At 67.5% G+C, this 24,465-nt stretch carries 19 protein-coding genes; 10 read left to right on the top strand and 9 right to left on the bottom strand.

The annotated features are described in order from the left end of the window. Nucleotides 1–15: 15 nt before the first annotated feature. The 8 genes from rnpA to M8859_RS16875 all read left to right on the top strand — a co-directional run bounded on the left by rnpA (nt 16) and on the right by M8859_RS16875 (nt 8,538). Complete coding sequence (gene rnpA / locus M8859_RS16910) at nt 16–447, top strand: ribonuclease P protein component (RefSeq protein ID WP_159922178.1); 432 nt, start codon at nt 16–18, stop codon at nt 445–447. Next, nucleotides 444–842: a membrane protein insertion efficiency factor YidD gene (gene yidD, locus M8859_RS16905; protein ID WP_195069887.1), complete on the top strand. Its 399-nt coding sequence runs from the start codon at nt 444–446 to the stop codon at nt 840–842. The genes rnpA and yidD overlap by 4 nt, the downstream gene beginning before the upstream one ends. A gap of 4 nt (nt 843–846) precedes the next feature. Then, nucleotides 847–1,929, top strand: coding sequence for a membrane protein insertase YidC (gene yidC, locus M8859_RS16900; RefSeq protein WP_159922174.1), 1,083 nt, complete (start codon nt 847–849; stop codon nt 1,927–1,929). 160 nt (nt 1,930–2,089) lie between these two features. Next, nucleotides 2,090–2,596 (top strand): Jag family protein, encoded by a 507-nt coding sequence (locus M8859_RS16895; protein WP_159922520.1) that lies wholly within the window; start codon nt 2,090–2,092, stop codon nt 2,594–2,596. A gap of 139 nt (nt 2,597–2,735) precedes the next feature. Next, on the top strand, nt 2,736–3,533 hold the full coding sequence (gene rsmG, locus M8859_RS16890) for a 16S rRNA (guanine(527)-N(7))-methyltransferase RsmG (protein ID WP_195139575.1): 798 nt from the start codon (nt 2,736–2,738) through the stop codon (nt 3,531–3,533). 1,989 nt (nt 3,534–5,522) lie between these two features. Then, complete coding sequence (locus M8859_RS16885) at nt 5,523–6,479, top strand: ParA family protein (RefSeq protein WP_223521673.1); 957 nt, start codon at nt 5,523–5,525, stop codon at nt 6,477–6,479. 67 nt (nt 6,480–6,546) lie between these two features. Next, nucleotides 6,547–7,569, top strand: a complete 1,023-nt coding sequence (locus tag M8859_RS16880; protein WP_249644502.1) for a ParB/RepB/Spo0J family partition protein — start codon at nt 6,547–6,549, stop codon at nt 7,567–7,569. 243 nt (nt 7,570–7,812) lie between these two features. Next, the gene (locus M8859_RS16875) at nt 7,813–8,538 is read left to right on the top strand and encodes a GNAT family N-acetyltransferase (protein ID WP_159922518.1); all 726 of its coding nucleotides are present in this window, start codon (nt 7,813–7,815) and stop codon (nt 8,536–8,538) included. A gap of 71 nt (nt 8,539–8,609) precedes the next feature. Here M8859_RS16875 and M8859_RS16870 read toward each other — a convergent pair whose 3' ends face one another. The 8 genes from M8859_RS16870 to M8859_RS16835 all read right to left on the bottom strand — a co-directional run bounded on the left by M8859_RS16870 (nt 8,610) and on the right by M8859_RS16835 (nt 21,058). After that, nucleotides 8,610–9,803, bottom strand: coding sequence for an N-acetylmuramoyl-L-alanine amidase (locus tag M8859_RS16870; protein WP_159923574.1), 1,194 nt, complete (start codon nt 9,801–9,803; stop codon nt 8,610–8,612). A 159-nt stretch (nt 9,804–9,962) separates the two neighbouring features. Further along, nucleotides 9,963–10,295: a thioredoxin gene (gene trxA / locus M8859_RS16865; protein ID WP_159923572.1), complete on the bottom strand. Its 333-nt coding sequence runs from the start codon at nt 10,293–10,295 to the stop codon at nt 9,963–9,965. Nucleotides 10,296–10,353: 58 nt separating this feature from the next. Next, complete coding sequence (gene trxB / locus M8859_RS16860) at nt 10,354–11,370, bottom strand: thioredoxin-disulfide reductase (RefSeq protein ID WP_159923570.1); 1,017 nt, start codon at nt 11,368–11,370, stop codon at nt 10,354–10,356. Between the two features lie 119 nt (nt 11,371–11,489). Continuing rightward, on the bottom strand, nt 11,490–12,278 hold the full coding sequence (locus M8859_RS16855) for an RsmA family anti-sigma factor (protein WP_159923568.1): 789 nt from the start codon (nt 12,276–12,278) through the stop codon (nt 11,490–11,492). A 102-nt stretch (nt 12,279–12,380) separates the two neighbouring features. Beyond that, nucleotides 12,381–12,965: an RNA polymerase sigma factor SigM gene (sigM, locus tag M8859_RS16850; RefSeq protein ID WP_159923650.1), complete on the bottom strand. Its 585-nt coding sequence runs from the start codon at nt 12,963–12,965 to the stop codon at nt 12,381–12,383. A gap of 296 nt (nt 12,966–13,261) precedes the next feature. After that, nucleotides 13,262–17,710, bottom strand: a complete 4,449-nt coding sequence (locus tag M8859_RS16845) for a lipid II flippase MurJ (protein ID WP_249644501.1) — start codon at nt 17,708–17,710, stop codon at nt 13,262–13,264. A 226-nt stretch (nt 17,711–17,936) separates the two neighbouring features. Further along, complete coding sequence (locus M8859_RS16840; RefSeq protein ID WP_159923566.1) at nt 17,937–20,525, bottom strand: DUF6049 family protein; 2,589 nt, start codon at nt 20,523–20,525, stop codon at nt 17,937–17,939. After that, entirely contained in the window at nt 20,522–21,058 is a 537-nt protein-coding gene (locus M8859_RS16835) for an NUDIX hydrolase (RefSeq protein ID WP_159923564.1), read from the bottom strand. Before M8859_RS16835 ends, M8859_RS16840 begins: the two co-directional genes overlap by 4 nt. A gap of 227 nt (nt 21,059–21,285) precedes the next feature. On the opposite strand from M8859_RS16835, the gene M8859_RS16830 reads away from it, so the two are divergent. Then, on the top strand, nt 21,286–22,746 hold the full coding sequence (locus M8859_RS16830) for a CCA tRNA nucleotidyltransferase (RefSeq protein WP_159923562.1): 1,461 nt from the start codon (nt 21,286–21,288) through the stop codon (nt 22,744–22,746). A 5-nt stretch (nt 22,747–22,751) separates the two neighbouring features. Here M8859_RS16830 and M8859_RS16825 read toward each other — a convergent pair whose 3' ends face one another. Then, the gene (locus M8859_RS16825) at nt 22,752–23,567 is read right to left on the bottom strand and encodes a hypothetical protein (protein ID WP_159923560.1); all 816 of its coding nucleotides are present in this window, start codon (nt 23,565–23,567) and stop codon (nt 22,752–22,754) included. 142 nt (nt 23,568–23,709) lie between these two features. On the opposite strand from M8859_RS16825, the gene M8859_RS16820 reads away from it, so the two are divergent. Continuing rightward, on the top strand, nt 23,710–24,465 hold the full coding sequence (locus M8859_RS16820) for a LamB/YcsF family protein (RefSeq protein WP_249644500.1): 756 nt from the start codon (nt 23,710–23,712) through the stop codon (nt 24,463–24,465).

Genomic DNA, 24,465 nt, shown 5'->3' with positions numbered 1-24,465 from the left:
CTCTCGGACGCTCGGGTGTTGCCTGAGCCGTATCGGTTGCATCATCGTGCCGACTTCTCCCGGACGGTGCGCCGCGGCCAGCGAATCGGGAGGCGTGATCTGGTCGTGCATGCGCTCGCACACGGGTATGACGGAGTCGTGGGCGCGAATGGACGACATGATCAGGTCCCGGACGATGTGCTGGTCCGCGTAGGTGGACCCCGTTTCGGGTTGATCGTCAGCAAGGCGGTGGGCAACGCGGTGATTCGACACCGCGTGGCCCGCCGCCTGCGTCATATGTGCGCCCAGGTGGTGGACGAAGTGCCACCCGGAACCGATGTTGTGATCCGGGCGCTCCCTGGCGCCGCTACGGCGTCGTCGGAGGACCTGCTGCGCCAGCTGCGCACCGCACTGCGCAAGCTCCGCGTCGGCGCCGAGGCGGGCGTGCCGACGGGTGGTCCGGCATGAGCCTCTCGGCGAAGCTCGCCCGACTGCCCGCGAACGCGCTGATCTTTTTGATCGAGCTGTATCGGACCTACGTCTCCCCCACCCGCATGCCGGTGTGCCGATTCACCCCGACCTGTAGCGAGTACGCCGTTACCGCCTTGCGCAGTCGGGGCCTGTTCATCGGGCTGGTATTGACGGTCGTGCGCTTGGCGAAATGCGCGCCCTGGCACCCTGGTGGGTGGGACCCCGTCCCGGAGCGGAAGCGGAGCACACTGCGCGCCGAGCCGGCGGACGGGGCAGCGACCGATGTGGCGGCGCAGGAATCGAGCCTGCCCGCCGGACCACGGTCGGAGCCGAACGCTTGTAAAGGATCGCCGCACGCGGTGATCGGCGACACGAACGACGGGAGTGCATAGAGCCGTGCTCGACTTCATTTATTACCCGGTGTCCTGGATCCTCTGGTTCTGGCATCGAGTCTTCGGGTTCGCGTTCGGCGCGGACAACGGTCTCACCTGGGCGCTGGCCGTGGTGTTCCTGGTGTTCACCCTGCGTCTGGTGCTCTACAAGCCGTTCGTCAAGCAGGTGCGCACCACCAGGCAGATGCAGGAGCTGCAGCCGCAGATCAAAGAGCTGCAGAAGAAGTACAAGAACGACCGCCAGAAGATGGCGCTCGAGATGCAGAAGCTGCAGAAGGAGAACGGCTTCAACCCGCTCATGGGTTGCTTGCCGATCCTTGCGCAGGTACCGGTCTTCCTCGGACTCTTCCACGTGCTGCGGTCGTTCAACCGGACCGGCCACGGCTTCGGACAGCTGGGCCTGACGCCCGAGCAGAACGCGAACACCGCGAACTATGTGTTCAGCGCCGCCGACGTCCAGTCTTTCCTGAGCGCCCGCATCTTCGGCGCGCCGATCTCGGCGTTCATCACCACACCGGTCGCCGAGTTGCAGGCCTTCGCCGACTACGGCGGTGTGCCGAGCCGGTTGAGCATCGCGCTCGTCGCGATCCCCTTGATGGTCATCGCCGGTCTGGCCACCCACTTCAACGCACGCGCTTCCGTGGCGCGGCAGACGCCGGAAGCGGCGGCCAACCCGCAGGCTGCGATGATGAACAAGCTCGCGCTGTGGGTGTTCCCGCTCGGCGTGCTCGTCGGTGGTCCGTTCCTGCCGATCGCCATCCTGCTCTACTGGGTCGCCAACAACATCTGGACTTACGGGCAGCAGCACCTCGTCTTCGGGCGCATGGAGAAGGAAGACGAAGCCAAGAAGCAGGCGAAGCTGGAGCAGCGCGCGCAGAACGCGCCGAAGCCCGGCGCCAAACCCGTCAACGTGAAGAAGAAGCCCGCTCCTACCGCCGCTGCTGACACCGCGTCGGACGACGACAGTGCCGCCCCGTCGACGAATGGCACCGCTAAGCCGTCCAAGCAGGCCGCAGGCCCACGCCGTCCGGCAGGCCAGAAACGACCGGGCAACCGGGGCAGGGCGAATCAGAAGCGCAGGCGCTGACCACACGATGGGTGGCTCGAGCCGCCCACCTCGATCGCTGAGCAACCCCCTTGATCGCGAGTACCGCCCGGCGGCGATTGCCCGGCGCGCGCGATGAGCAGATGAAGGAAATCAAATGACTGTTGAGACCGACGGAGGGGACGCCACCGTGGCGACGACGATGGCGAATGACGGAGCGGACACCGGCGATGTCGTGAGTGATACCGAGGAGGCGCTGATCGAGGAAGGCGAGATCGCCGGCGACTACCTCGAGCAATTGCTCGACGTCCTCGACTTCGACGGTGACATCGATCTCGACGTGGAAGGCGACCGCGCTGTCGTGAGCATCGACGGCGGGCGCGACTTGACGAAACTCGTCGGACGCGATGGCGAGGTGCTCGACGCCTTGCAGGAGCTGACTCGCCTCGCCGTCCAGCAGGCGACCGGAGTGCGCAGCCGGCTGATGCTGGACGTGGCGGGCTGGCGGGCCAAGCGGCGATCGGAGCTGAGCGAACTCGGCGCGGCTGCGGCGCAGCGCGTGCTCGAATCCGGTGAGCCGGAGTCGCTGGCGCCCATGACCCCCTTCGAACGCAAGATCGTGCACGACGCGGTGGCCGCCGTGGCGGGCGTGAGTAGCGAGAGCGAAGGCGTGGAACCGAATCGGCACGTGGTGGTCGTTCCCGGCTGAGCGTCTGCTCGAAGCGGACGGTGTGTTTCGCTGCCCGGATGGGTAGTGGTTGGATAGGGCCTCTGGTCTTTCGGACCGGGGGCCTTGTTCGTGTCCGAAGCCCGATTGCTCGCTCGTAGATCGACCCGAGTTCGGAAGGATGTTTCACGTGGAACGAGATCTCGGTGGAACGGCCGCGGTGCCCGCGGAACCGGAGCCACCCGCGTCGGCGGCCACCGTTTTCGGCGACCGACTCGATCTCGCGCGTCGATATTGCACGGCGCTCGCGACCGCGGGCGTAGAGCGGGGACTCATCGGCCCACGTGAGGTGCCTCGCCTCTGGGACCGCCACATCCTCAACTGCGCGGTTCTCGGAGAGTTGATCGCCGAGGGCGCCTCCGTGGTGGATATCGGCAGTGGCGCGGGCTTGCCCGGTATCCCGCTTGCGATCGCGCGACCGGACCTCCGGATCACCCTGGTGGAACCACTGCTGCGCCGAACCATCTTCTTGAGCGAGTTCATCGAGTCGATCGGATTGGACGTGACCGTCGTGCGCGGGCGCGCCGAACAATCCGGGGTGATGAAGGAAGCTGGTGGATCGGACGTGGTCACGTCGCGCGCGGTGGCCCCACTCGGGAAGCTAGCCCAGTGGTCGCTCCCCCTCCTCCGCGACCACGGGCACATGCTCGCGCTCAAGGGCGCCAGCGCGACAGAGGAATTGGAACGCGATGGCGACGCACTGGCGAAAGCCGGAGCGGGCAATGCGGTGGTATTGGAATGTGGCGTCGGGCTGGTGTCCCCGCCCACCATGGTGATCAGCGCCGAGCGGCTCCCTCGCGCCGAGCGGACTTCCCGTCGGCGCGCCGAGCGAGCGGTAGAGCGCGGAGCGAAGACGACGGGTGAAACCGCGGCGACGGAGCGTGGGCGTACCAAGCGTGCCACTCGTAAGTCCAAATAGCAGCTCGTCCGAGCAGGCTCGAGGATTGGACCTTGGGACCCGTAGTCGTTTCGTCACCCTGACGGAATGGTGAGCGGGACGCGGTGGAACGGTAATCGCCGAGCGCTGACGAATCCGGTTTCCAACCCACGTCGGTGATGAATGTTGGTCGAATCCTGTCGCGAGATGGTTGCCGCCGCTGTGGAGCTGAACTAGCGAGGGTAGGTGATGCGCCCCGCCGAGCATTCCGAGCATTCCGCGCATTCCGCTTCAGGACCACTGCGGCGCAGCGGAGCTCACATCCGGGGACATCCGGGGGACATCCCGGGTGCGGTAGCGACGGTTCCCCGCAGCGTCTTGTTTCACGTGAATCGGTTCAGCGTCTATCTGCCGCGACTTTCAGTCGAACTCAGAAACTCAGCCTATCTACTTCTCCGCGCACTCTCGCCTGGAGTCGGAGCGCGGCGCACCCATCTTTTCCTGCGCGTCGCCCCCTGACCCCCGCGCTGCGGACGTGCCGCACAGTGACGCGCACTGCACCGGCGAGGTCGCTCGCCGTGCCGTCAATCACCTTTGATTGAGGAAATCTCGATCTGCTGCCCGCGCGGGCCTCACGCGGTACTGAAGATGCCGTACAAGCCACTCGGGTGACGAGGAGATTCGGCAGCGGGTTGAGGCGTGCGGAAGCGCCGCTTGCTTGGTTCTGGTGCGGAGCGAAGGGGCTCGCCCCTGCGGCCGCGGCACCGCTGCCATTCAACGTTTCACGTGAATCAACGCCCCCGGCTTACGTGGGCAGCAGCGAGCACTCAGAGCTCTATCTCGGGATGCGCCGCGCGCGCGGACTGAGACCATCGTCGGCAGAGAGGCACTTCTGGATGTGCGCGCCTACCTGCCGGGAATGCCGCATGCTTCACGTGATCAAGCTCCCGTCGTGGGTGTCGAATCACCGTTCTGCTTGACAACGAACGATGGGCACCGGGCTAGGAAGTAGGTCGGTAGTCTCGTCGGCCCCACGGCCCCCACGGCCCCACGGACGCCAGCACACGAGCTGCGAGCAGGCCGGATAGGGGCAGATTGGTGATTGTGTGCGCCGCAGCTGTAAAGCGTGGGGTGCAAAGTGAAGCCGCGCCCGGCGATGCACGCGGCGATGTAGGCGTGCGGCGATATAGGTGTTCGGGCCGCGCGTGACTGTGTAAGCAGGGCCGGGAAGGCGAGCGCCGCTGGGCTGGGAGCCAGTTCGCGCATTGCATGATTCACGTGAAACATCCCTGGGCCGTGTTCCTGATCAAAGGCCGCCACACCTCAACCTCTGCCCTGACGCTCGGCAGCTGCCGTGCCACGGACGAGCTCTCGGTGTCCCCGCGCGTCGGATACCGGATAGCTACGGGGAATGGCGGTTTGGTCGGCAGTCATATGCACCTCCGGTTCACGCTTTCCGTCATTGCTCGTGGGCACCGGACTCGGTCGCGTCGCAGATGACGAACAGGAGTCGCGTCCGGCGCAGTACAGCTCACGCGGTGGCTGACGGCAAGACAGCCAAGAGAATCACGAACGTCGCCTTCTACGTTCGGGAACCGCCGCACGCCCGGAAACCGTGCAGGCCTGTGTAATCAACCGGCCCGGACTGTCGGTTCCTGTCGGGTCAGGGCGATGTTTCATGTGAAACAACGGGCGCGGCGAGGTGAATTCATGCGGATTTGCGTGTCGCTCTGCGCCTCGCCGCGATTCGGCTTTCTTAAAGCGCTCAGTGCTGGCAAGCTAGTGTGCGTCGGGCGTGAGCGTAGATGCCACGGAGGAATCTGGTTGTCACAGCGGCGAGGAGCTCCGCTCGGTCGATCGGGCGCTGCGAACCCGGTTGTGCATCGTGTTCGATCCGACAAAGGCTGTTGCAGACACGGCGCCGACCCGTCCCTCGCGCGCACGTGTTCTGAAAGTTTCTCGGGTTAGGAGCTGTCTATGTCGAGCGGTCCGGCGAATGTTTCACGGGAAACGGCGTCGCGCGTGCCGGGGATGCTGGACTCCAGCAATTTCGACACGGAGGCATTCGGAAGCACACCGTTCGGGCACATCTCGCCTAGTGAGACCCCGATAGCCGCCGAAGCCCAGCGTGCAAGTCAAGTCCTCCATCCAGGAAAGGTGACTGTGCCGAAACCGCACGAGCAACGCATCATCACGATCGCCAATCAGAAAGGCGGCGTCGGCAAGACAACCACCGCCGTGAATCTGGCGGCCGCCCTGGCGCATCAGGGGATGACGGTTCTCGTGATCGATCTCGATCCGCAGGGCAACGCCAGTACCGCTCTGGGGATCGAACACCATTCTGGCGTCCCCTCCAGTTACGAGTTGCTCATCGGCGAGGTCTCGGTCAAGGACGCGATCAAGACGAGTCCGCACAGCGAGCGACTCCTGTGCATCCCCGCGACCATCGACCTGGCAGGCGCCGAGATCGAACTGGTGTCGATGGTGGCCAGGGAAGGGCGGCTGAAAGCCGCGATCCAAGAGGCGAATATCGCCGGATACGACATCGATTACGTGATGATCGATTGCCCACCTTCGTTGGGGCTGCTGACGGTCAACGCACTCGTCGCGGCGAAGGAGGTGCTGATTCCGATCCAGTGCGAGTACTACGCGCTGGAAGGCGTCGGGCAGTTGCTTCGCAACATCGGCTTGGTGCAGGCGCACTTGAATCCGGAACTCCATGTCTCGACCGTGATCCTCACGATGTACGACGGGCGCACCAAGCTGGCTGACCAGGTTGCCGAGGAAGTCCGCGGACACTTCGGTGACGTCGTGTTGCGGTCGGTGATTCCGCGCAGCGTCAAGGTGTCCGAGGCGCCGGGTTACGGCATGACGGTGCTCGATTATGATCCAGGCTCCCGGGGCGCGATGAGCTACCTGGATGCCGGACGCGAGATGGCGGCCCGTGCGGTGGCCCCGCACGCCGCCGCTACGAAGTCGGCGGAGTGACTCGGCCGGCCGAGTCGATGCTCGGCACAGTCCGGTTTGGCGGAACGAGGAAGGGGTCGGTAGACCGATGAGTCAGGCGAAGAAGGGTGGGCTCGGGCGCGGACTCGCCGCGCTGATCCCGACGGCACCGACGGCATCACCGGGCCTCAGCAGTGCTGCCGCGAGTGTCATCGGTTTGGATCCGGTCGGGCCGCAGCCCCCCTCCACCTACCTGCATCGGGTACCCGATCCCGCCGAGAATGCCGAACTCGAGGCAGGCGGCGCGGTCTACCGGGAGATCCCGCCGGACCTGATAGAGCCGAATCCGAAGCAGCCACGGACGATCTTCGAAGAGGAAGCACTGGCCGAGCTGGTGCATTCGATCCGCGAATTCGGTCTGATGCAGCCGATCGTGGTACGACGCACCGAACCGGGCGTGGACCGATATCAACTGGTAATGGGAGAGCGGCGCTGGCGGGCCTGTCAGGAGGCCGGCCTGGCGACCATTCCCGCGATCGTCCGGGAGACCGCGGACGAATCGATGCTGCGCGACGCCCTGCTGGAGAACATCCACCGGGTGCAGCTGAATCCGCTCGAAGAGGCGGCAGCCTACCAGCAGCTGCTGGAAGAATTCGATGTCACGCACGAGGAATTGGCAGCCCGAATCGGTCGCTCTCGCCCGGTTGTGACGAATATGATCCGTCTACTGAAGTTGCCGATCCTGGTGCAGCGCCGGGTCGCGGCGGGCGTACTGTCCGCCGGGCACGCGCGAGCACTGCTCGGTCTCGAGGCAGGTGCGGAGGCTCAAGAGGCGCTCGCCACCCGAATCGTCGCCGAGGGTCTCTCGGTCCGGGCTACCGAGGAAGCCGTCATGCTGGCGAACCGAGAGCAGGCCGCGGCCGCGCCCTCCCCCGTCGCCCGTCGTAAGCCGATCGAGATGCCGGGTCTGAAGGCCGTGGCCGATCGGTTGTCCGGCTCCTTCGACACCCGGGTACTCGTGAGCATGGGTAAGCGCAAAGGCAAGATCGTCGTCGAGTTCGGGTCGGTCGAAGACCTCGAACGAATCGTCGCCCTGATGGAGCAGAACACACCCGATGTGCGACAGAAGTGACGAATTGTAACTTGTGGTTCCAATAGGTGCGGCTTCCCGGCCGAAACGTCACTGTGACGGCTTGGGTTCGCGCGGCCGTGGAGCGTGAGCCGCTCCCCGGCGCAGCAACACAAGTTCTTCTGACCAACAGCACAGCGACATGGAATGAGGCGGGTTTCCCTTGATCGCTTATTCTTGCTGGCGAGCAAACTTTGATGCGACGTGAGCGTGGATGAATCGGACAGCTGGAGGCTGAGCAGAGCGGTGTCGACCAGCGTCACAGCACTAACCCTCGGCGGACTGGAAAAACTTCCCGCGCATGCGCGCCGCTGTGTCTTCTGGGAGATGGACCCCGCGGTGGCGGAGGACTCGCGTAACTTCAGCGACCCGGTCTTCGAGAAAGAAGCCTGGCTGTCCACGGTCATGCTGGAGTGGGGTTCGTGCGGACAGGTAGCGAATGTCGACGGCAACGTCGCCGGCTGTGCCCTCTACGCACCCCCGAGCGCGGTACCGCGGGCCACGCTCTTCCCCACCTCCCCCGTAAGCCCGGACGCGGTCCTGCTGACCACGCTGCGGACCGAATCTCCCTATCAGGATGCCGATGTGGCCCATCTCCTGATACAGGCTGTGGTAGCCGATCTGGTGCGCCGCGGTGTGCGCGCACTGGAGGCGTTCGGCATCCGCACCGAACCGTCGTCGCAGGCGCTGTCGGAGCGTTTCGGCTCGATGACTCTGCTGGAGCGAATCGTCGCTCCGATCAAGGGAGCGAGCGCGAGCGCGGCGACCGAATGCTCACCCGAGGGGTGCATGATCGAAGCCGACTTCTTGGAGGATGTCGGCTTCGAGGTGGTGGCCCCGCATCACCGCTTCCCGCGTCTGCGGTTGGAGCTCGACTCCGACCACGGCTGGAAGGAAGACGTCGAACGGGCGCTGGATCAGCTGCTCGCGGCGGCATCGATGACCGCGCCGACCCGCATCGGGGCACGCTGAGACAGACGTAGCAGCGCCCCCTGTCGGATTCGAAAGGACAGGGGGCGCTTCGCGTTACGGAGAGTACGGGGCTACATGCGATCCGCGGCGGCAAGTTCTTCGGCCAGCAACTCCGCGAAAGTATAGGTGCCCGTGGGCTGATCGTCCTGGCCGAGCAGGTACAGCCGCTTCACTGAGATCAGAATGGCTTCGGCGATCACGTCGCGCATGCGCGGGTTGGTGAGCACCGAGGCGTCGTATCCGTTTGTCAGGTAACCGATGTCGACCTGCACGGTCGGCATCTTGGTGAGGCGCAGCAGGTCCCAGGTACGCGCATGAGTACGGCAGTCCTGCAACGAGGTTCGTGCGACGACTTCCCGCTGGATGAAGCCCGCCAGGACCTGTCCGATCATGGAGACCGAGCCGTGCGAGTTGCCGAAGTAGAACCCGGCGACGCCGTTGGCCAGCGGGCTGGGGTTGGTGGCGCAGCGCAGCGAGATCATCAGATCCGCGTCGAAGGCGTTGGAGGTGTCCGCGCGTTCGGCGTCGGTGGGGTTGGCGCCCCACGGACGCGACAGGAAGGTCTCCATACCCGTGGCCGCCATCCGCCCCTCCAGACGGCTTGCCAGGTCCCAGAGGATTTCCGACTCGTAGACGTCGCCGTACTCGGTCGGTACCGCCCAGCCCTTGTCCGGACCGCCGAGACCCGGATCGATGACGATCCGCTTGCCGGTCAGCTGCGGACCCGCTCGGTGCACCACCTCTTCTTCGGCGATCCGGTGGGGATTGCCGCCGGTCACGCGCGCGCCGAGCAGGTCGAGCGAGCGCAGCGTGTCGGGACCGCAGATGCCGTCGGCCGACAGCCCGATCTCCCGCTGGAACGCGGTCAGCGCGTCATGGGTGTGTGGACCGAAGTAGCCGTCGACGCGGTGCACGTAGAAACCGAGGTCCTGCAACCTGCGCTGGAGCGTGGCCACGTCATCGCCGTACAGCGGCGCGGACAGCTGATAGATCAGCGTGCGCGCGCCGAGCCGGTAGGACGCTTCCTTCAGTGCCCGGTAGGTCGCCGGGCCGACCACTCCGTCGACGAGCAAGCCGCGATGCTGCTGGAACGCGCGTACCGCGGAGTCGAGGTGGTGGTCGAAGTACACCTCGGTGTCCTTCCAGTACTCGCGTGCGTCCGCGTTACCGGTACCGACGTGCGCGTGTAGGAACCCGAGGCTTGCCAGGGTGCTCCGAACCTCTGCTACGGCTGGACCGGAATCGCCGTGACGAAGTCGGTGCATGCGTGAGAGCCCTTTCCTTCCGTCAACCCGCGGGTACCCACTCATGCGATGGGATACACCTTCGCACGACCGGAGCGTCGGTCGATTGTCTCAGACCTGGACCGGGTTTCGACAATCCCCGGGTCCAGGCATCCTACGGCGAGTCGTCGGATCGTGTCGTCAGATGACGTCTTCGAGTTCGCGCAGAAGGGCCGCTTTGCCCTTCGCTCCGACGATCTGCTTGACCGGCTTACCACCGCGGAACAGCATCATAGTGGGCAGCGAAAGGATCTGATAATCGCGGGCGGTGCTCGGGTTGGCGTCCACGTCCAGCTTCGCGATGGTCAGCTTGTCCGCGTGGGTGCCCGCGATCTCCTCCAGGACGGGCGCGACCATCTTGCACGGCCCGCACCAGTCGGCCCAGAAATCGACGAGGACGGGCTTCTCACTCAACAGCACATCGTCGGCGAAGGACGCGTCGGTGACGACGACCGTGTTGACGGACTTGGACATGAATATTCTCCTTGCGATACAGCGAGACGAAAGCTGGGCGGGCTCGATGGACTCGAGCTCAGTTGGCGGGGACGCTCACCGACCCGCCCGCGTGGGCGAGGGTGTTCGAGGTGATGTCGCCCTGCTCGGCCAACCAGCGCTCGGCGTCGATGGCTGCTCGGCAGCCGGTGCCCGCGGCGGTGATCGCCTGACGGTAGGTGTGGTCGACGAGATCGCCCGCGGCGAAGACGCCCGCGATGTCGGTCGCGGTCGTCGGGTGCTGCACCAGCACGTATCCCTCCTCGTCCAGTGCGACCTGGCCTTTGACGAGTTCGCTGCGCGGGTCGTGACCGATCGCGACGAACAGGCCGGTGGCGGGCAAGTCGGAGGTCTCACCGGTTCGGGTGTCGCGCAAGGTCAGATGGGTGACGCTGTTGTCACCGTGCACCTCGACCACTTCCGCGTTGAGCACGAACTTGATCTTCTCGTTCGCCTTCGCGCGCTCCAGCATGATGCGGGAGGCACGGAATTCCTCGCGGCGGTGCACGATGGTGACGCTGGAGGCGAACTTGGTCAGGAAGGTCGCCTCTTCCATCGCGGAGTCGCCGCCGCCGGCCACCACGATGTCCTGGCCCTTGAAGAAGAAGCCGTCGCAGGTGGCGCAGGCGCTGACACCGCGGCCGAGCAACCGCTGCTCACCCGGGACGTTCAGGTACCGCGCGGCCGACCCCATGGCGAGGATGACGGCGTAGGCCTCGAAAGTCTCCCCGCCGACGACGACCTTCTTGATCGGGCCGGTCAGGTCGACGGCATCCACGTCTTCGGTGCGGATGTCCGCGCCGAATCGTTTGGCTTGCTCGCGCATCTCCTCCATGAGATCAGGGCCCATGATGCCCCCGCGGAAGCCGGGGAAGTTCTCGACTTCGGTGGTGGTCATCAGCGCACCGCCGAACTGGGTCCCCTCGAACTGCAGCGGCTGGAGCTCGGCGCGACCCGCGTAGACGGCGGCGGTGTAGCCGGCAGGTCCGGAGCCGATGATGATCAGGTCGCGAACTGGCGCGCCGGTGTCGCTTGTTCGCTCGCTACGCTCGCTCATGGGGCCCTTCCGGGAGGATTCGTTGGGACGTGTCGGTCAACAACAGGGTAATGGCTGTTGTTCCCGCGTCACCGGGGTCACACCGTGCACGTGGTCCAGATCGCAGGAGCCGGATCGCCTCAGCCGATGTCCTGCAAAGCTCTGCGCTGTGGATCGCCTGTAGCGCAACCGGTCCCGACGACCAGCGCGGTGATCTTGGGCGGGTGGGGGCCGTTGAGCAGGATGAGCACCGCGTTGCCGCCGCGGAACCTGATGTCCGTGGAACCGAGTACCGTGCGGTCGAGCCCGTTCGCCTGGATACAACGCTCGAGTGCGCCCGGCCGGGCCAGCGATCCGGTGACGTTGTTGCGGCCGAGCGCGCTGAGGGCGACCGTGGCGGTGAGGTCGTCGCCCACATCCTCGTTGCCGGTGGTGGGCTGCGCGGTGGGTGCGGGGGCGTCGCCGTCGCGCATCGTCGTAACGAAGACACTCGCGCACGCCACGGTGACGATGGCCGCGGCGGCCGCGGCGAACCAGCGCAGCCTGCTACGGCGCCGGTCGTCGAGAGCGACCGGTGCGGAATCGGAAGCCCTTGACGAGTCGGGGATCTCATCCGCCGACGGGCGCGGCAGCTCATGAACCGTGGCGGCCCGCGCCGGCGCATCCTCGGGCGGTTCCAGCTCGTCGGCGAACAGCGCGAGCCGGGCCGCCACGTCCTCGGGCATCCGATGGATGACGCGCTCGTCCCGGCCGAGGGCACGCAACTCGGCGCTGACGTTGTCGAGGGAGCGCAGGTAGCGCATCGCTTCCGGATCTCGCGAGACCATCGGCCACAACTGCTCGCGCTGTGCCGGTGACACATTGCCGGCATGCAGGTCGGCCAGCAATTCGGACGTGAACGGGGGCTGCGGTACGGACCGGGTCGCCATCGCACCTCCGTTGTTCGCATCTGACATCGCGGGGATCCCCTCATCATCGGGGACGGCCTCTGGATCGTTCAGTGGTTCGTCACTGTTAATGACGCATCCCAACTACCTCCGGTTCCCCGGATCACGCAGAAAATCCAATCGCTCTTTCAAACGCTGCCGTGCGCGGGCGCACCGGCTTTTGATCGTTCCTTCGGGCACACCGAGCAACGCGGCTGCCTCGGCCACGCTATACCCCTCCACATCGACCGCGACGAGCGCGGTCCGCTGGTCCGGCGGCAACGAGAACAGAGCGCGATCGATGACCATGGACATCTCCACCTCGGCCATCTCGTCGCGGGTGTCCTTGGGCTCGGGCATCGTTTCCGGCGACAGCGACAACGCGTACCTGGTCTTGTTGCGGCGGATCCGGTCCAGGCAGGCGTTCACCACGATGGCGTGCAACCAGCTGCGGACCTCCGCTTCCGCGCGGAAGGAGGCAGCCGTGCGATGTGCCGACAACAGCGCGTCCTGAAGCGAATCCGCCGCGTCCTCACGTGTGTAGGACGTGCGTAGCGCGGTCTGCCACAGATGATCGTTGTGCCGGCGCAGCAGCTCGGCGAACGCGTGCCGCTGACCACGAACATGCGCCCGCAACAACTCCACATCGGTGCATTCACCGGGTACGAAGGAACGTTCGTGACATACCACCGGTCGCGACGACCCCCCGCCGAACTCCTCGTTCACTTCGGACGACAATGCCAACCCCTTGGACGGCCCTCACGGCGGCAACGGGCAGTGTTGACCATCACCAAGATTCGCAGCATCCAGGATCGAAACTCGGAACCTGGGAAGCTCCCCTGCTGAGAGCGCCCGAAGATCATATCGTCCGTAACGATTCGGCAGCAACCAAGTGATCGAGCCGGGTACGGAGGAAGACGCCACGCTCTGCGTTGCGCTACGAATGGCCTGCACGAACGAGTGTGTGCGGCGGAAGCGGAGCCGGGCTAGGGTGCGGCGTCGAGACGAATATCGGCGATCGCGGTCTGGAACTGTCCTCCGGAGTTGCCGAGTCCGGTGATCCAGACGAGAACGTAGCGAGCGGCTTGGTCGGCCCGCACCGGGATGTCGGTGACGCCGTCGTCGAGCCGGGCGGAACCGATCAGCTGGGTCTGATCCAGCGTCGGCGAACCGGTGGGCGAGGTGCGGATCTCCACCGACGTGCCCGCGCTGGGCGAGTTGATCGAGACGTTCGTGAGCTTGGCGGGAGCGGGGAGCGTCGCCAGCAGCCCGACCCCCTTCTTGAGCGCCGGGAACTGCTGGAAGTACTGATCGGTGCGCCACTGGGTGGCCGGGTCGTCGTCCAGCACCGCCTGCACGTTGGCGACGCCGTCGGCGGTGCCCTCCGGCGAGAACACCGACACGCCGGTCACCGGGACCGGCACACCGTTCGAATTGAGGTTCGGGCCCGCGGCAGCGGGCGTCGGCACGGGCTGGTTGTTGGTCGTCAGACCGATGTTGCGTTGTTCGTTCAGCGGCGCATCGGAAGCGCCCGGCGCGAACACGCTGACCATCCACCAGATCACGATGCCGACGACCAGCGCGGCGAGGATGCCGAGGCCGACCATGATCCACATCATGCGCTGCGAGCGTTCGCGTTCGGCCGCGAGCAGTTCCGGATCGGCGAGCGAGTCGTCCATGTTCGCCGGCGCGCGCTGCCCGAGCCGCAGCACCGGAATGAAATCGGTCTTCTGATCGACCACCGACGCCTGCTCCAGCACGTGCTGAACCGTCGCGGCGGTGCGCACGCCCTTGTTCGACTCCAGCGAGCGCACGGCGACCGCGGAGATCTCGAACGGTACCTCGGGACGGATCTGTCGCGGTTCCACCGGCGTGCCATCCGGGCCGAGGTCGGCCAGCCGGAGCCCGCCGACCGTTGCGGCGGCGCCCGTGACACCCCCGGAGCGGATCGGCCAGCGCGCCGTGATCAGCGCGTAGAGCATCGCGCCGAGACCGCGCACGTCGGATTGCGCGTCGGAGTCGGACAAGGTGCCGGGGAAGGCGAGCACCGCGTCACCGGAGGCGCTGATACGCACCCGGTCGGGATGATCGATGGACAGCGACCCACCGCCGCGGTGAGCCAGCTCGGCCGCCGAAGCGAGGGCGCGGATGGCACGCGCCGCGCCGATCGGCGAGGGCACCGTCTCGGCCATCTCGCGCAGCGAGCGGCCCGGTGTCCACTCCGCCACCACGATGCCGCCGGAGCTGCCGCGCACGACGTCCAAGACGCGGGCCAGACCCGGCGAGTTGATCCGGCCGAGGCGCAGCGTCCGCGACAGGATCGCCTGGGGGCCGTCCTGGCCGGAGTTCTCGGTCGCCTTCTGGTCGGCGTCGACGAAGGTCAGCGCGACCTCGCGATCGAGTTTGATGTCCAGCGCCTGCCAGAACTTCAAGCCGCGGGCGCCGCCGTGACTGGCCAGCAGGCGATAGCGCCCGCCGGCCACCGAAGCGCCCGGAATCAGCTTGGGGCCGCGCGGGACTCGCCGCGCGCCCAGGTTCTCGCCACCCATCGGCGGCATTTCCGGCGATCCGATCGGGATCATCCCGGTGTCGTACATCGGATCGCGCGCAGGCAATTGGTTCTCCTGCGATCTCGGCGCGTCCTGATCCGGCGGAGCCGTGCCCGGCTCCTTGCTCGCGTACGCGGGATCCAACGGCTCCCCCGCGGTCGGCGGTACATCGGTGGACAGTCCGCCGGGCGTGGTCGCAGAAGAATCGGCGGCTGGGACGCCGCCCACCGCGTCGTCGCTCACCCTCGGTCCTCCTTCGCCCTGATATGTCGAGGTTCCGGCGAATTCGCCACTTGTGCTTGTCTGCCGAACAGGGTACGGGAACTCACCCATGCCGGTGCGGTCAACGGCGTCGGGTCTGATCACAGGCAGCACCATGGTCTGGGCGTCCATGTACGGATCGAACCGCGGGTACGCCAAGTAGGGGTCCGGCCTGCGGAGTACCTGTGTGACGTACGGGTCTTCGGCCGGGCTCTCCAGATCCAGCTCCGGCGCGGGCGGCGTCCAGCCGAGACGCCGGGAGATGGACACGGTTATGGCGACGATCTCCGGGATACCGGCCAGTCGCATCAAGCCGAAGGCCACCGCGAACATGACGATCGCGGTGATCGCCACCCGGATCAGCGAACCCGGTCCGTGGAATGCCGCGGTCAGCCGATCCAGACCGAGTACCCGGTCCACGATCCACATCACCGCCCCGCCCGCGAGTGACGCGAGCACGACACGTGTCACTGTGCGGCCGACGTTGGCCATCCGAAGATCCCCGAGACTGCGGTGCAAGAGGTAACCGCCCACCACGGCGCCCACCGCGAAGCCGAGGCCGTTCGCGACGCCGAGCGCGATCACCACGTGCTCGGCGTCGGTGAGCACCGGAGCCAGCGCCGAGAAGACGATCTTGGCGGCGGTGATGCCGAGGATGATCCAGGTCGGAATCCATGCCTGCTCCCTGGCGTAGAACACGCGCAGGTGGATCAGCACGAGCGAGTACGGGATCAGCGCGAACGCCGACCAGCTGACCGCGAGCCCGAGTCGTTCGGCGTCGGATCCGAAGTTGCCGTAGCCGTAGAGCGCCTGCCCGACCTGCGGACCGGCCAGCGTGAGGAAGGTGACCACCGGGACCAGCGCGATCATGGTCAACCGGGTGGCGGCGGAAAGATCGTCGACCACCGCGGGCGTGTCGTCGGCGGCGGCATTGCGGCTCAGCCGAGGCATGATCGCGGTGAGCACCGTCACACCGAGTACGCCGTACGGCAGTTGCAGCAGCAGCCAGGCGTTGTTGTAGATCGCCGGGCCCGCCGCGTCGGCATGCGAGGAGATCCGCGTGGCGAACACGAAGCCCGCCTGGCTGATCAGGACGTACAGGATGATGGCCGCGCCCATGCCGCCGAACTGCTTGAGGCGGTCGTCGATGCCCCAGAGGGGGCGCAGGTCGATGCCTGCCCTGCGGATCGCCGGGATGAGACTGACCGCCTGTACCACCACGCCGATCGTGACGCCGACGCCGAGCACCAGCAGCTTCGGGTCGCTCATGCGGACCGGGTCCAGCGTGATCTCTCCCGGCATCAGGACGTACAAGCCCAGCACGGTGAGCACCACGAGGTTGTTCAACACCGGGGCCCATGCGCCGGGCTTGAACATCTGCTGGGTGTTGAGGATCGCCGTGAGCAGCGCCGACATGCCGTAGAACAAGATCGCTGGCAACAGCAGGAAGGCCAGCGCCGTAGTGAGCGCGGTGTTGACCTTGCCGTCGTCGGAAAGGAAGACGTGGGTGGTCAGTACCGGCGCCGCGGCCGTCGCCAACAGCGCGGCGGTGGCCAGAACCACGAAAGCGGCGGTCACCAGACGCCGGACGAACGCGGCTCCGCGATCCGGATCCTCCTGCTCCGCGCGCACCAGTGTCGGCACCACGATCGCCGTGAGCACCGCGCCGAGCACCAGTTCCGCGATCATGTTCGGGATCTGGCTGGCGACGGTGAACGCACTGGCGATGGCGGGGCCGAGCACGGTCAGCAGCAGCAGTTGCTTGCCGAACCCGGTGATCCTGCTGATCAACGTCGCGAAGGCGATCGATCCCGAATCGCTGAGCAGCCGGGAACTCGAGCTCTGCTTCGAATCGTCCGCCTTCGGCTCCGCGGTGGCGGTGGCGGTGGCGGCGGGCCACTCCCTGGTCCGCGGGCGACCCGGTTCGGCGGGCTCGCGCCGGACCGGGGCAGCCGGTCGTGGCCGTGGCGGGGGCGGGAACTGCTGCGGCTGCGGCGGGGCGTAGCGGGGCGGCGGCACTCGATCGGATTCCGGCGCGGCGGCCGGGATCGGCCCGGAGTGTGGTGGCCGCTGCGCGGCGGGGATCGGACCCGACTGCGGGGGCCGGGGCACAGCCGGAATGCCACCGGGCCGAGGCGGACGCGGTGCGACCGGAATCCCGCCGGACCGCGGCGCGCGTGGCGGCACGGGCGGCGGCGCTTGCCTCGGGGCGCCGGCTGATGGGCCGGCGGGCGCTGGACGAGCGGGGGCAGGCGGTACCGGTCGCGGTTGTGCGGGACCCCCGGCCGGGCCCGCCGGCGGGGCAGGATATTGCCGTTGGTTCGGGTGTGGCGCGGGGCCGGGGCGCGGCGGTGGCGGCACGGGCGGCCGCGGCTGGGCGGCAGGCGGTGGCGGCGGTGGCATGCGCTGACCAGGCCGCGGCTGCGGCGCGGCCGGAGGACGACTCACCTGCGGTACCCGAGGCGGCGGTCCGTCGTGGTACGGGCCGCCGTTCACGCCGGGATTCTCCGCATCGGGCTGTGCCGGGCCGCGTTCCCACGGAGCGGCGGGAGCTCGGCGAACCGGCGGCCCGTCGAGGCGCTCGCCTGGTCGAGGGCGATGAGCCGATATGTCATCGTCGCTCATCATGCCTCCTGTACCCGCCGGGATATCCGCACCCCCATCGGTGCGGTGAGCCGCGGCCCGCCGCAACGGTCCGCCGTGATCGGCGAACATTCTGTCAGTGGTTCCCTCCCGGACCGGGCGGGCCCGGGAACACCGTAATTGTCCTCCACCGTGCCACACCCCACCGCGGTACACCACATCGACGCAGGTAGACGCAATGTGCGCGGCCCCGTCGAAGCGGGATCGGTCACCGCGTCTCCTGAAGCTGCTCCTGCTCCTGCTCCCGCAGCATCCGCCTGCGCGCGCGCCGGTACCGGTTGACCCGGCGTCTGGTGCCCGGATCGAAGCCCTCGTCCGCCGGATCGGGCTGCCCGCGGAACCGGCGCCACAAACGGCGACCGGCCAGCAGAAGCAGCAGGAGTGCGGCGCATCCCGTAATTATCGCCAAGGCCTGACCATAGGCGTTCGAACGCACCGAGACCTGCGTGGGATTGCCGAGCGCGACACCCTCCGGTGTGGTGAGCGAGATCGGAATGACCAGGTTCCGGCTGTCGCTGACCTCCGTCGGAATCTGGAACGACCGCGATCCGTTCGCCGGGAGCTGCTGTTCGCCGGGATCGGTGATCTCCGTCTCCGCAGGCGCCTCGATCCGGAACCTGACGCGGATGGCCACCGGCAGATCATTGCGTGCGACCAGCAGCAAAGGACTCTGCTCGGAAGCGAGGGTGTACACCCCGCCCGGTGGAAGCACGGTGACCGAGCGATAGAGCTTGTCCATCGTCCGCGTGTTCTGGTCCAGTCGGCGCTGAGCGAACGTGTCCGCCGGCGCGGCGTCGCCCGTACGCCGATCCGAGAGGCTCAGCACGCGCAACAGGTCGTCGCGCAGCGGCGTCAGGAAATCGTGTGGCGTCGGCTCGGCCTCCGGCACGTCCACCAGCGCGCGCATCATCTCGGTGATCCCACGGCCCTGGTCGCGCACGGGCAGCACGAACCGGTCCGGGACCGCGTCCTGCGCCGCCTGCGGGAGGTAGTCCAGCTCGTAGGGCTGTGAGTCCGGCGGCAGCGCCACCAGCTCAGGGAACGGACGTGCGGTGGCGAGGTTGCCGCGCAGCAGCAGGTCGACTTGGCGCAGCAAAGCGGTCGCCTCGTCCTTGTTCGCACCCCACTGCTGTGGCGGGACGAGTAACAGCGAACGCGGCCGGTTCGTCTCCGGATGCAGCGCGCTCCACGAGATCGCCCCGAGCGCGTCCTGCAAGCGTGCCGCGCGCGAGTCGTTGGTGACGTCGTAGCGGACCCGGGACGGGGTGAACGGCGGGGTGGGCGGATTCGAGCCCAGCGCGGCGAGCGCCGTCGCGGACCAGATGTCGAACGTCACCGCGCGCAGCGCGGGGTCGGCGGGCGGGATGGGTGGACTCGCGGCAGGTGGTGCGGGGTTGCCCGCGACCGGCGGCGTCGGCGGCGCGGGTGCGGGCGGCCGACTCGCGGTGATTTCGGGCAGCCGAACCACTTCCGGGATGGCCGGGTCCGGGGTCGTCACGTCCTCGCTCGAACCGCTTGTGGTGTGTCCGCTGTCACTGCTGGACTGCGCCCAGTCCATGCTTCCCTGTGGAACGGCCGCCGTCGAGGCGAGCACAGCGGTGTCGAAACCATGGTCGCGCAACAGCTGGCCCGCCCCCGCGTCGATGCTGCCGGAATCCGGCAGGCTGACCCCGCGCACCGAGCGGGTGGCCAGGATCGAGTCGACGACCTCGGCCGGTTCGTTGATCGCGCGCGCGGACAGCGCCGGATCTTCGACCGCGGCGAGCGCGGTGAGATCGACCTGCGCGAACGGCAGCGCCACCGTGCACATCGACCCGGACAGCGCGCGCAACCGGTCCAGCCAGATCTGCGCCTGTTCGGCGCCCGCGCCCGCCCGCGTCGCCCCGTCGGGATCGGACGGGCTGGCGAGCACGCGATAACCGTTGGTCATCGCACGCACCGTGAGCAGCAGGTCGGGATCGATGGCGACGCACACGGCCGAAGCCAGTTCGGCGTCACGGACCGCATCCGGACCGGACATTCCCTCCAGCGCGGCCAACAACTGATCGAGACGGCCGCCCTTGCCGAGCGAAGCGGCCAGTTCGTCGTCGGTCAGCTCCACCTTGCCGTCGACGCTGCCCGGATGGCCCGCGACGAGCCGCGGCCGGTCGGCCAGCGGCCACAGCAATGTCGTCGCCACCGGCGCGTCGGTGGGCGCGGACACCGGCGGGGCGGCGGAGGCGGCGCCGTCGCTGGGCGCGGGCGGCACGCCGAGCACCGGGAGCAAGAACCGGGCGTCGTCGAGCCTGGCCTGTGTGCCGTAGGCCGGTTCACCGTTCACGTTCAGCAGCAGCGGGTAGACACCCGGCTCCGTGATGCGCAGCGACGTGGCGCCGGTCTCGGAGCGCAACGGGATGCTCAGTGTGAACTGCTTGCGTTGCCCGGGATTCAGCCGCTGCGCGACATCCTCGAACTCGCCGTTGACGTCGTAATTGACTTCGTCGAGGCGCAAAGTGGCGCGCAACCCCACCGGCGCCGTGATCGCCGCCGCACGCTGGATGCGGATGCTGACGTCGTCCACCACGCGATCGCCGATATTGGTGACCGTGCCCGCGACCGTGAGCACCGAATCGCTGGTGGTGGTCACCGTGGTCGGCGTCACCGAATCGAGCGACAGCTTCAGGAATCTGGGATTCGACGTGGCGCCGGACCCGGTCGGTTGCGCCACGGCCGACGCGGAATCGAGCAGTGGCAGCGTCGTCACCGGGCCGAGGATGGTCAGGACCGCCACGAAGATCCGGAACAGTCCACGCGTCATCGCTTGCCGGTCTCCATCCGGTCGATCAGCTTGTTCGCCATCTCCGCAAGCCGCCGCTCGTCGGCATAGGCCAGCCGAGAATCCAGTTCAGTCAAGGGAACCCAGGCGACCTGGGTCACTTCCACGTCGGCGTCGGACAGTTCGCCACCGACCGAACGCAGCAGATAATGATGCACCGTTTTGTGTACCCGCCGACCGTCGGTCACGAACCAGTAATCGATGCTGCCGAGTTCGGCGACCACCACGCCGTTGATGCCGGTCTCCTCGGCGACCTCGCGGATCGCGGTCTGCTCGGCGGTCTCACCTTCTTCGATATGTCCTTTCGGCAGCGACCACAGTAACCGCCCGCGGCGATCGGTGCGTCCGATGAGCGCGGCGCTGCGTGATTCCCGAGGACCGTCCAAGCCGTCGACGACCAGCCCGCCCGCCGAGGTCTCCCGGACCGTGCGCATCCGTGGCTTCGCGGCATTGGCGGCCGAACCGCGGCGCCGAGGCTGGCGGCGTCGACTGTTCGCACGATCGGCCGGAGACACCTGGCAATCCTACTGTGTTGAATTTGTCCCGCCTGCGTCGCGGCGTGTTGTGGTCTTCAGCACTGCGGGCTGCGGTGGATCGCGTGAAGCGCGGAATGGCGGGCAGGTGACTCCCTGGGTGTGCGGAGGCTGCTGGCTGGGTAGATGCCGGTGTCCTTATATATCTGGGCTGCTGCGTGGGCCTGCGGCGCGATATCCGTTCGCGCGGCTCGGTAAGCTGCTCATTCGTGGTTTCGCCGAAGTCCAAGGACGCTGCGCTGGATAGACGTACCCGACTGCTGGCCGCCGCGGCGGTGACACTCGGGGGGCTGTCGGATGTGCTGACGCCCCTCGGCGAGATGTTCGCGGCGCGGGGGCACGAGCTGTACTTGGTCGGTGGGAGCGTGCGGGACGCGGTGCTCGGCCGGCTGGGGACGGATCTGGACTTCACCACCGACGCGCGGCCGGAAGTCGTGCAGGACATCCTGCGCGGGTGGGCCGACCATCTGTGGGATACCGGTGGTCTGGCGTTCGGCACGGTCAGCGCGGCCAAGGCCGGTCACCAGCTGGAGATCACCACGTTCCGCGCCGACAGCTACGACCGGGTCTCCCGCAATCCCCAGGTGACCTTCGGTGACTCGCTCGAGGAAGACCTGGTGCGCCGGGACTTCACGGTGAACGCGATGGCCGTGAAGATCGGCGCGGACGGCGCGCTGGAGTTCGTCGACCCGCTCGACGGCATGAACGCCCTGCTCGAGGGTGTGCTGGATACGCCTGCGGCGCCGGAGGATTCGTTCAACGACGACCCGCTGCGCATGCTGCGCGCCGCACGGTTCGTCTCCCAACTGGGCTTCGAGCCGCTTCCCCGGGTGCGGGCCGCGATCACCGCGATGGCCGACCAGATCGATCGCATCACCGCCGAGCGGGTGCGGGTCGAACTGGACAAGCTCATCGCGGGCGCGCACCCGATCGACGGCATCAACGTCATGTGCGAGACCGGGCTTGCGCAGCGGGTGCTGCCCGAGGTGCCCGCGATGAAGCTGGAGATCGACGAACATCACCAGCACAAGGACGTCTACTGGCATTCGCTCACCGTGCTGGAGCAGGCCATCGACCAGGAGGAGGGCGACCCCGATCTGGTGCTGCGCTGGGCCGCGCTGCTGCACGACATCGGCAAGCCAGACACCAAGCGCAACGAGCCGGGCGGCGGCGTCAGCTTCCATCACCACGAGGTGGTCGGTGCGAAGATGGTGCGCAAACGGATGCGGGCGCTGAAATACCCGAAGCAGTTCACCGAGGACGTGGCCCGGCTGGTGTTCCTGCATCTGCGCTTCCACGGTTACGGCAAAGGTCAGTGGACCGATTCCGCGGTGCGCCGCTATGTCACCGACGCCGCCGAGCTGCTCCCCCGCCTGCACAAACTCGTCCGCGCCGACTGCACCACCCGCAACAAGCGCAGGGCCGCCGCGCTGCGGGCCACCTACGACGAGTTGGAGGCGCGGATCGAGCGGTTGCGGGAGCAGGAGGACCTGGCCAAGGTACGTCCGGATCTGGACGGCAACGCGATCATGGAACTGCTCGGTGTGCCGCCGGGCCCCGAAGTCGGCCGGGCTTGGCGCTTCCTGAAGGAGCTTCGCCTCGACCGTGGTCCGCTCAGCCGGGACGAGGCCGAGGCGGCGCTGCTCGAGTGGTGGAAGTCGCAGAGCTGATCGGGTCAGAACACGATCAGGGTGGTACCCGCCAAGATCGCCGAGCGCATCTGGGCCAGGTCGAACGACCCGGTGATCTCCGGCAGTTCGACGCGGAAACGGATCAGGTCGCCCTCCCGATCGGCACGCGCGATCCGCGCGTCCTTGGGCAGGTGCTCGAGCGGAACGGCGGGAACGTCGATCATCCGTCGCGGTATCCGGACGCCGAACCAGCTCGCAGCGCGTACGTCGATGTCCAGTCGGTTGTCCCTGATCGACGCGTCCACCAGGGCGGTCAGCAGCCGTCGGCGGTGCCGGGCTCGGATCAGTCCGCTCGGGTGCACGTCCAGGGCCCAGTCCAGTGGCTGGGTGTTGAGCCATCCGACCAGCGCCGCGGTGCTGACGGTGCCGTCGAGGTCGAGCCGGGCGGTACGGATCTTTGTCGGCACGCCCGGAATCAGGCGGACGCCGTGTGCGATGACGGTCACGGCCTCGATCGGGTGATCGTCCCAGCGCAGCCGCGACAGCACCGTCTTGGTCTGGAAGTGCGCGCCGCGGCGACGCACCTTCAGCACTTGCAAGGTGGCGTGCAGATCGTGACCCAGCAGGGTCGCGCTGACCTCCTGCCCGCCGAACCGGCTCAGGATGCCCTCGCTGAGCATGGTCATCAGCACGTCCGGCAGCAGCGCCGTGACGGTGCCCGCGCCGAGGTCGGCGACCGGATCCACCCAGGCGGTGCTGAGCGCGACCCACTGCTCCAGCCAGGATTGATCGAACAGGCGCTTTCCGAGGTCGACGGCCCGCATGGGCGACCAGGACTTCGGATCGAAATACGTGGCCATGATTGGACTGAGCGTACTTGGCGCGGCGGTCCGGACCCGCGCGTTGTGATCCACCTCGCGCGGACCGGACGTCCTTGCCGAGGGCCACGCTCGGGCACGAGAATCGGAAGGCCGCCTGCGACACACTGCTGGGAGGACGCACATGGCGCTGGACCTGAACAGTGATCTCGGCGAGGGCTTCGGTCCGTGGACGATGGGCGACGACGCCGCCATGCTCGACATCGTCACCAGTGCGAACATCGCCTGCGGATTCCACGCGGGCGACCCTGCGATCATGCGCAGGACCTGCGCTCTCGCGGTCGAGAAGGGTGTTCGGATCGGCGCCCACGTCGGTTATCGCGACCTGGCCGGTTTCGGGCGGCGAGAGATCGCGGTCGCGCCCGGTGAGCTGCGCGACGAGGTGCTGTATCAGATCGGCGGCCTGGACGCTTTCGCGAAGGCCGCGGGCGACCGGGTCCGCTACGTGAAACCGCATGGGGCGCTCTATCACTCGGCCGCGCGAGATCGGCAGCTGGCCGACGCGGTGCTGGCCGCGATCGCGGAGTACGACCCGCGGCTGGCCCTGCTGGGCCCGGCGGGCACCCAGTTGGAGTCGGCGGCCCAGGCAGCCGGAGTGCGATTCGTCGGCGAAGGTTTCGCCGACCGGGCCTACACGCCCGATGGCTCGCTGGCCGCACGCGGTGCGGCCGGGGCGGTGTTGGGTTCGCGGGAGGCCGTCGCCCAGGCGGTCTCGATCGCCAAGTCCGGCGCCGTGCGGACGGCCGATGGCTCCAGCGAGGTCGCGGTGCGTGCCGCGAGCATCTGCGTGCACGGTGATTCGCCCGCCGCCGTGGAGATGGCGCGGCACATCCGCACCGCGCTGGACGAGGTCGGCGTGCCGGTGGAGCCGTTCGGCTGA

The organism is Nocardia sputi, assembly GCF_023501985.1.
This window is presented reverse-complemented; position numbering and strand designations above follow the sequence as displayed.

Coding starts and splice junctions, on each gene's coding strand:
- yidD (WP_195069887.1), top strand. CDS start 444: ATGAGCCTCTCGGCGAAGCTCGCCCGACTGCCCGCGAACGCGCTGATC.
- M8859_RS16895 (WP_159922520.1), top strand. CDS start 2,090: ATGGCGAATGACGGAGCGGACACCGGCGATGTCGTGAGTGATACCGAG.
- rsmG (WP_195139575.1), top strand. CDS start 2,736: ATGTTTCACGTGGAACGAGATCTCGGTGGAACGGCCGCGGTGCCCGCG.
- M8859_RS16885 (WP_223521673.1), top strand. CDS start 5,523: ATGCTGGACTCCAGCAATTTCGACACGGAGGCATTCGGAAGCACACCG.
- M8859_RS16880 (WP_249644502.1), top strand. CDS start 6,547: ATGAGTCAGGCGAAGAAGGGTGGGCTCGGGCGCGGACTCGCCGCGCTG.
- M8859_RS16870 (WP_159923574.1), bottom strand. CDS start 9,803: ATGCACCGACTTCGTCACGGCGATTCCGGTCCAGCCGTAGCAGAGGTT.
- trxA (WP_159923572.1), bottom strand. CDS start 10,295: ATGTCCAAGTCCGTCAACACGGTCGTCGTCACCGACGCGTCCTTCGCC.
- trxB (WP_159923570.1), bottom strand. CDS start 11,370: ATGAGCGAGCGTAGCGAGCGAACAAGCGACACCGGCGCGCCAGTTCGC.
- M8859_RS16855 (WP_159923568.1), bottom strand. CDS start 12,278: ATGGCGACCCGGTCCGTACCGCAGCCCCCGTTCACGTCCGAATTGCTG.
- M8859_RS16845 (WP_249644501.1), bottom strand. CDS start 17,710: ATGAGCGACGATGACATATCGGCTCATCGCCCTCGACCAGGCGAGCGC.
- M8859_RS16840 (WP_159923566.1), bottom strand. CDS start 20,525: ATGACGCGTGGACTGTTCCGGATCTTCGTGGCGGTCCTGACCATCCTC.
- M8859_RS16825 (WP_159923560.1), bottom strand. CDS start 23,567: ATGGCCACGTATTTCGATCCGAAGTCCTGGTCGCCCATGCGGGCCGTC.
- M8859_RS16820 (WP_249644500.1), top strand. CDS start 23,710: ATGGCGCTGGACCTGAACAGTGATCTCGGCGAGGGCTTCGGTCCGTGG.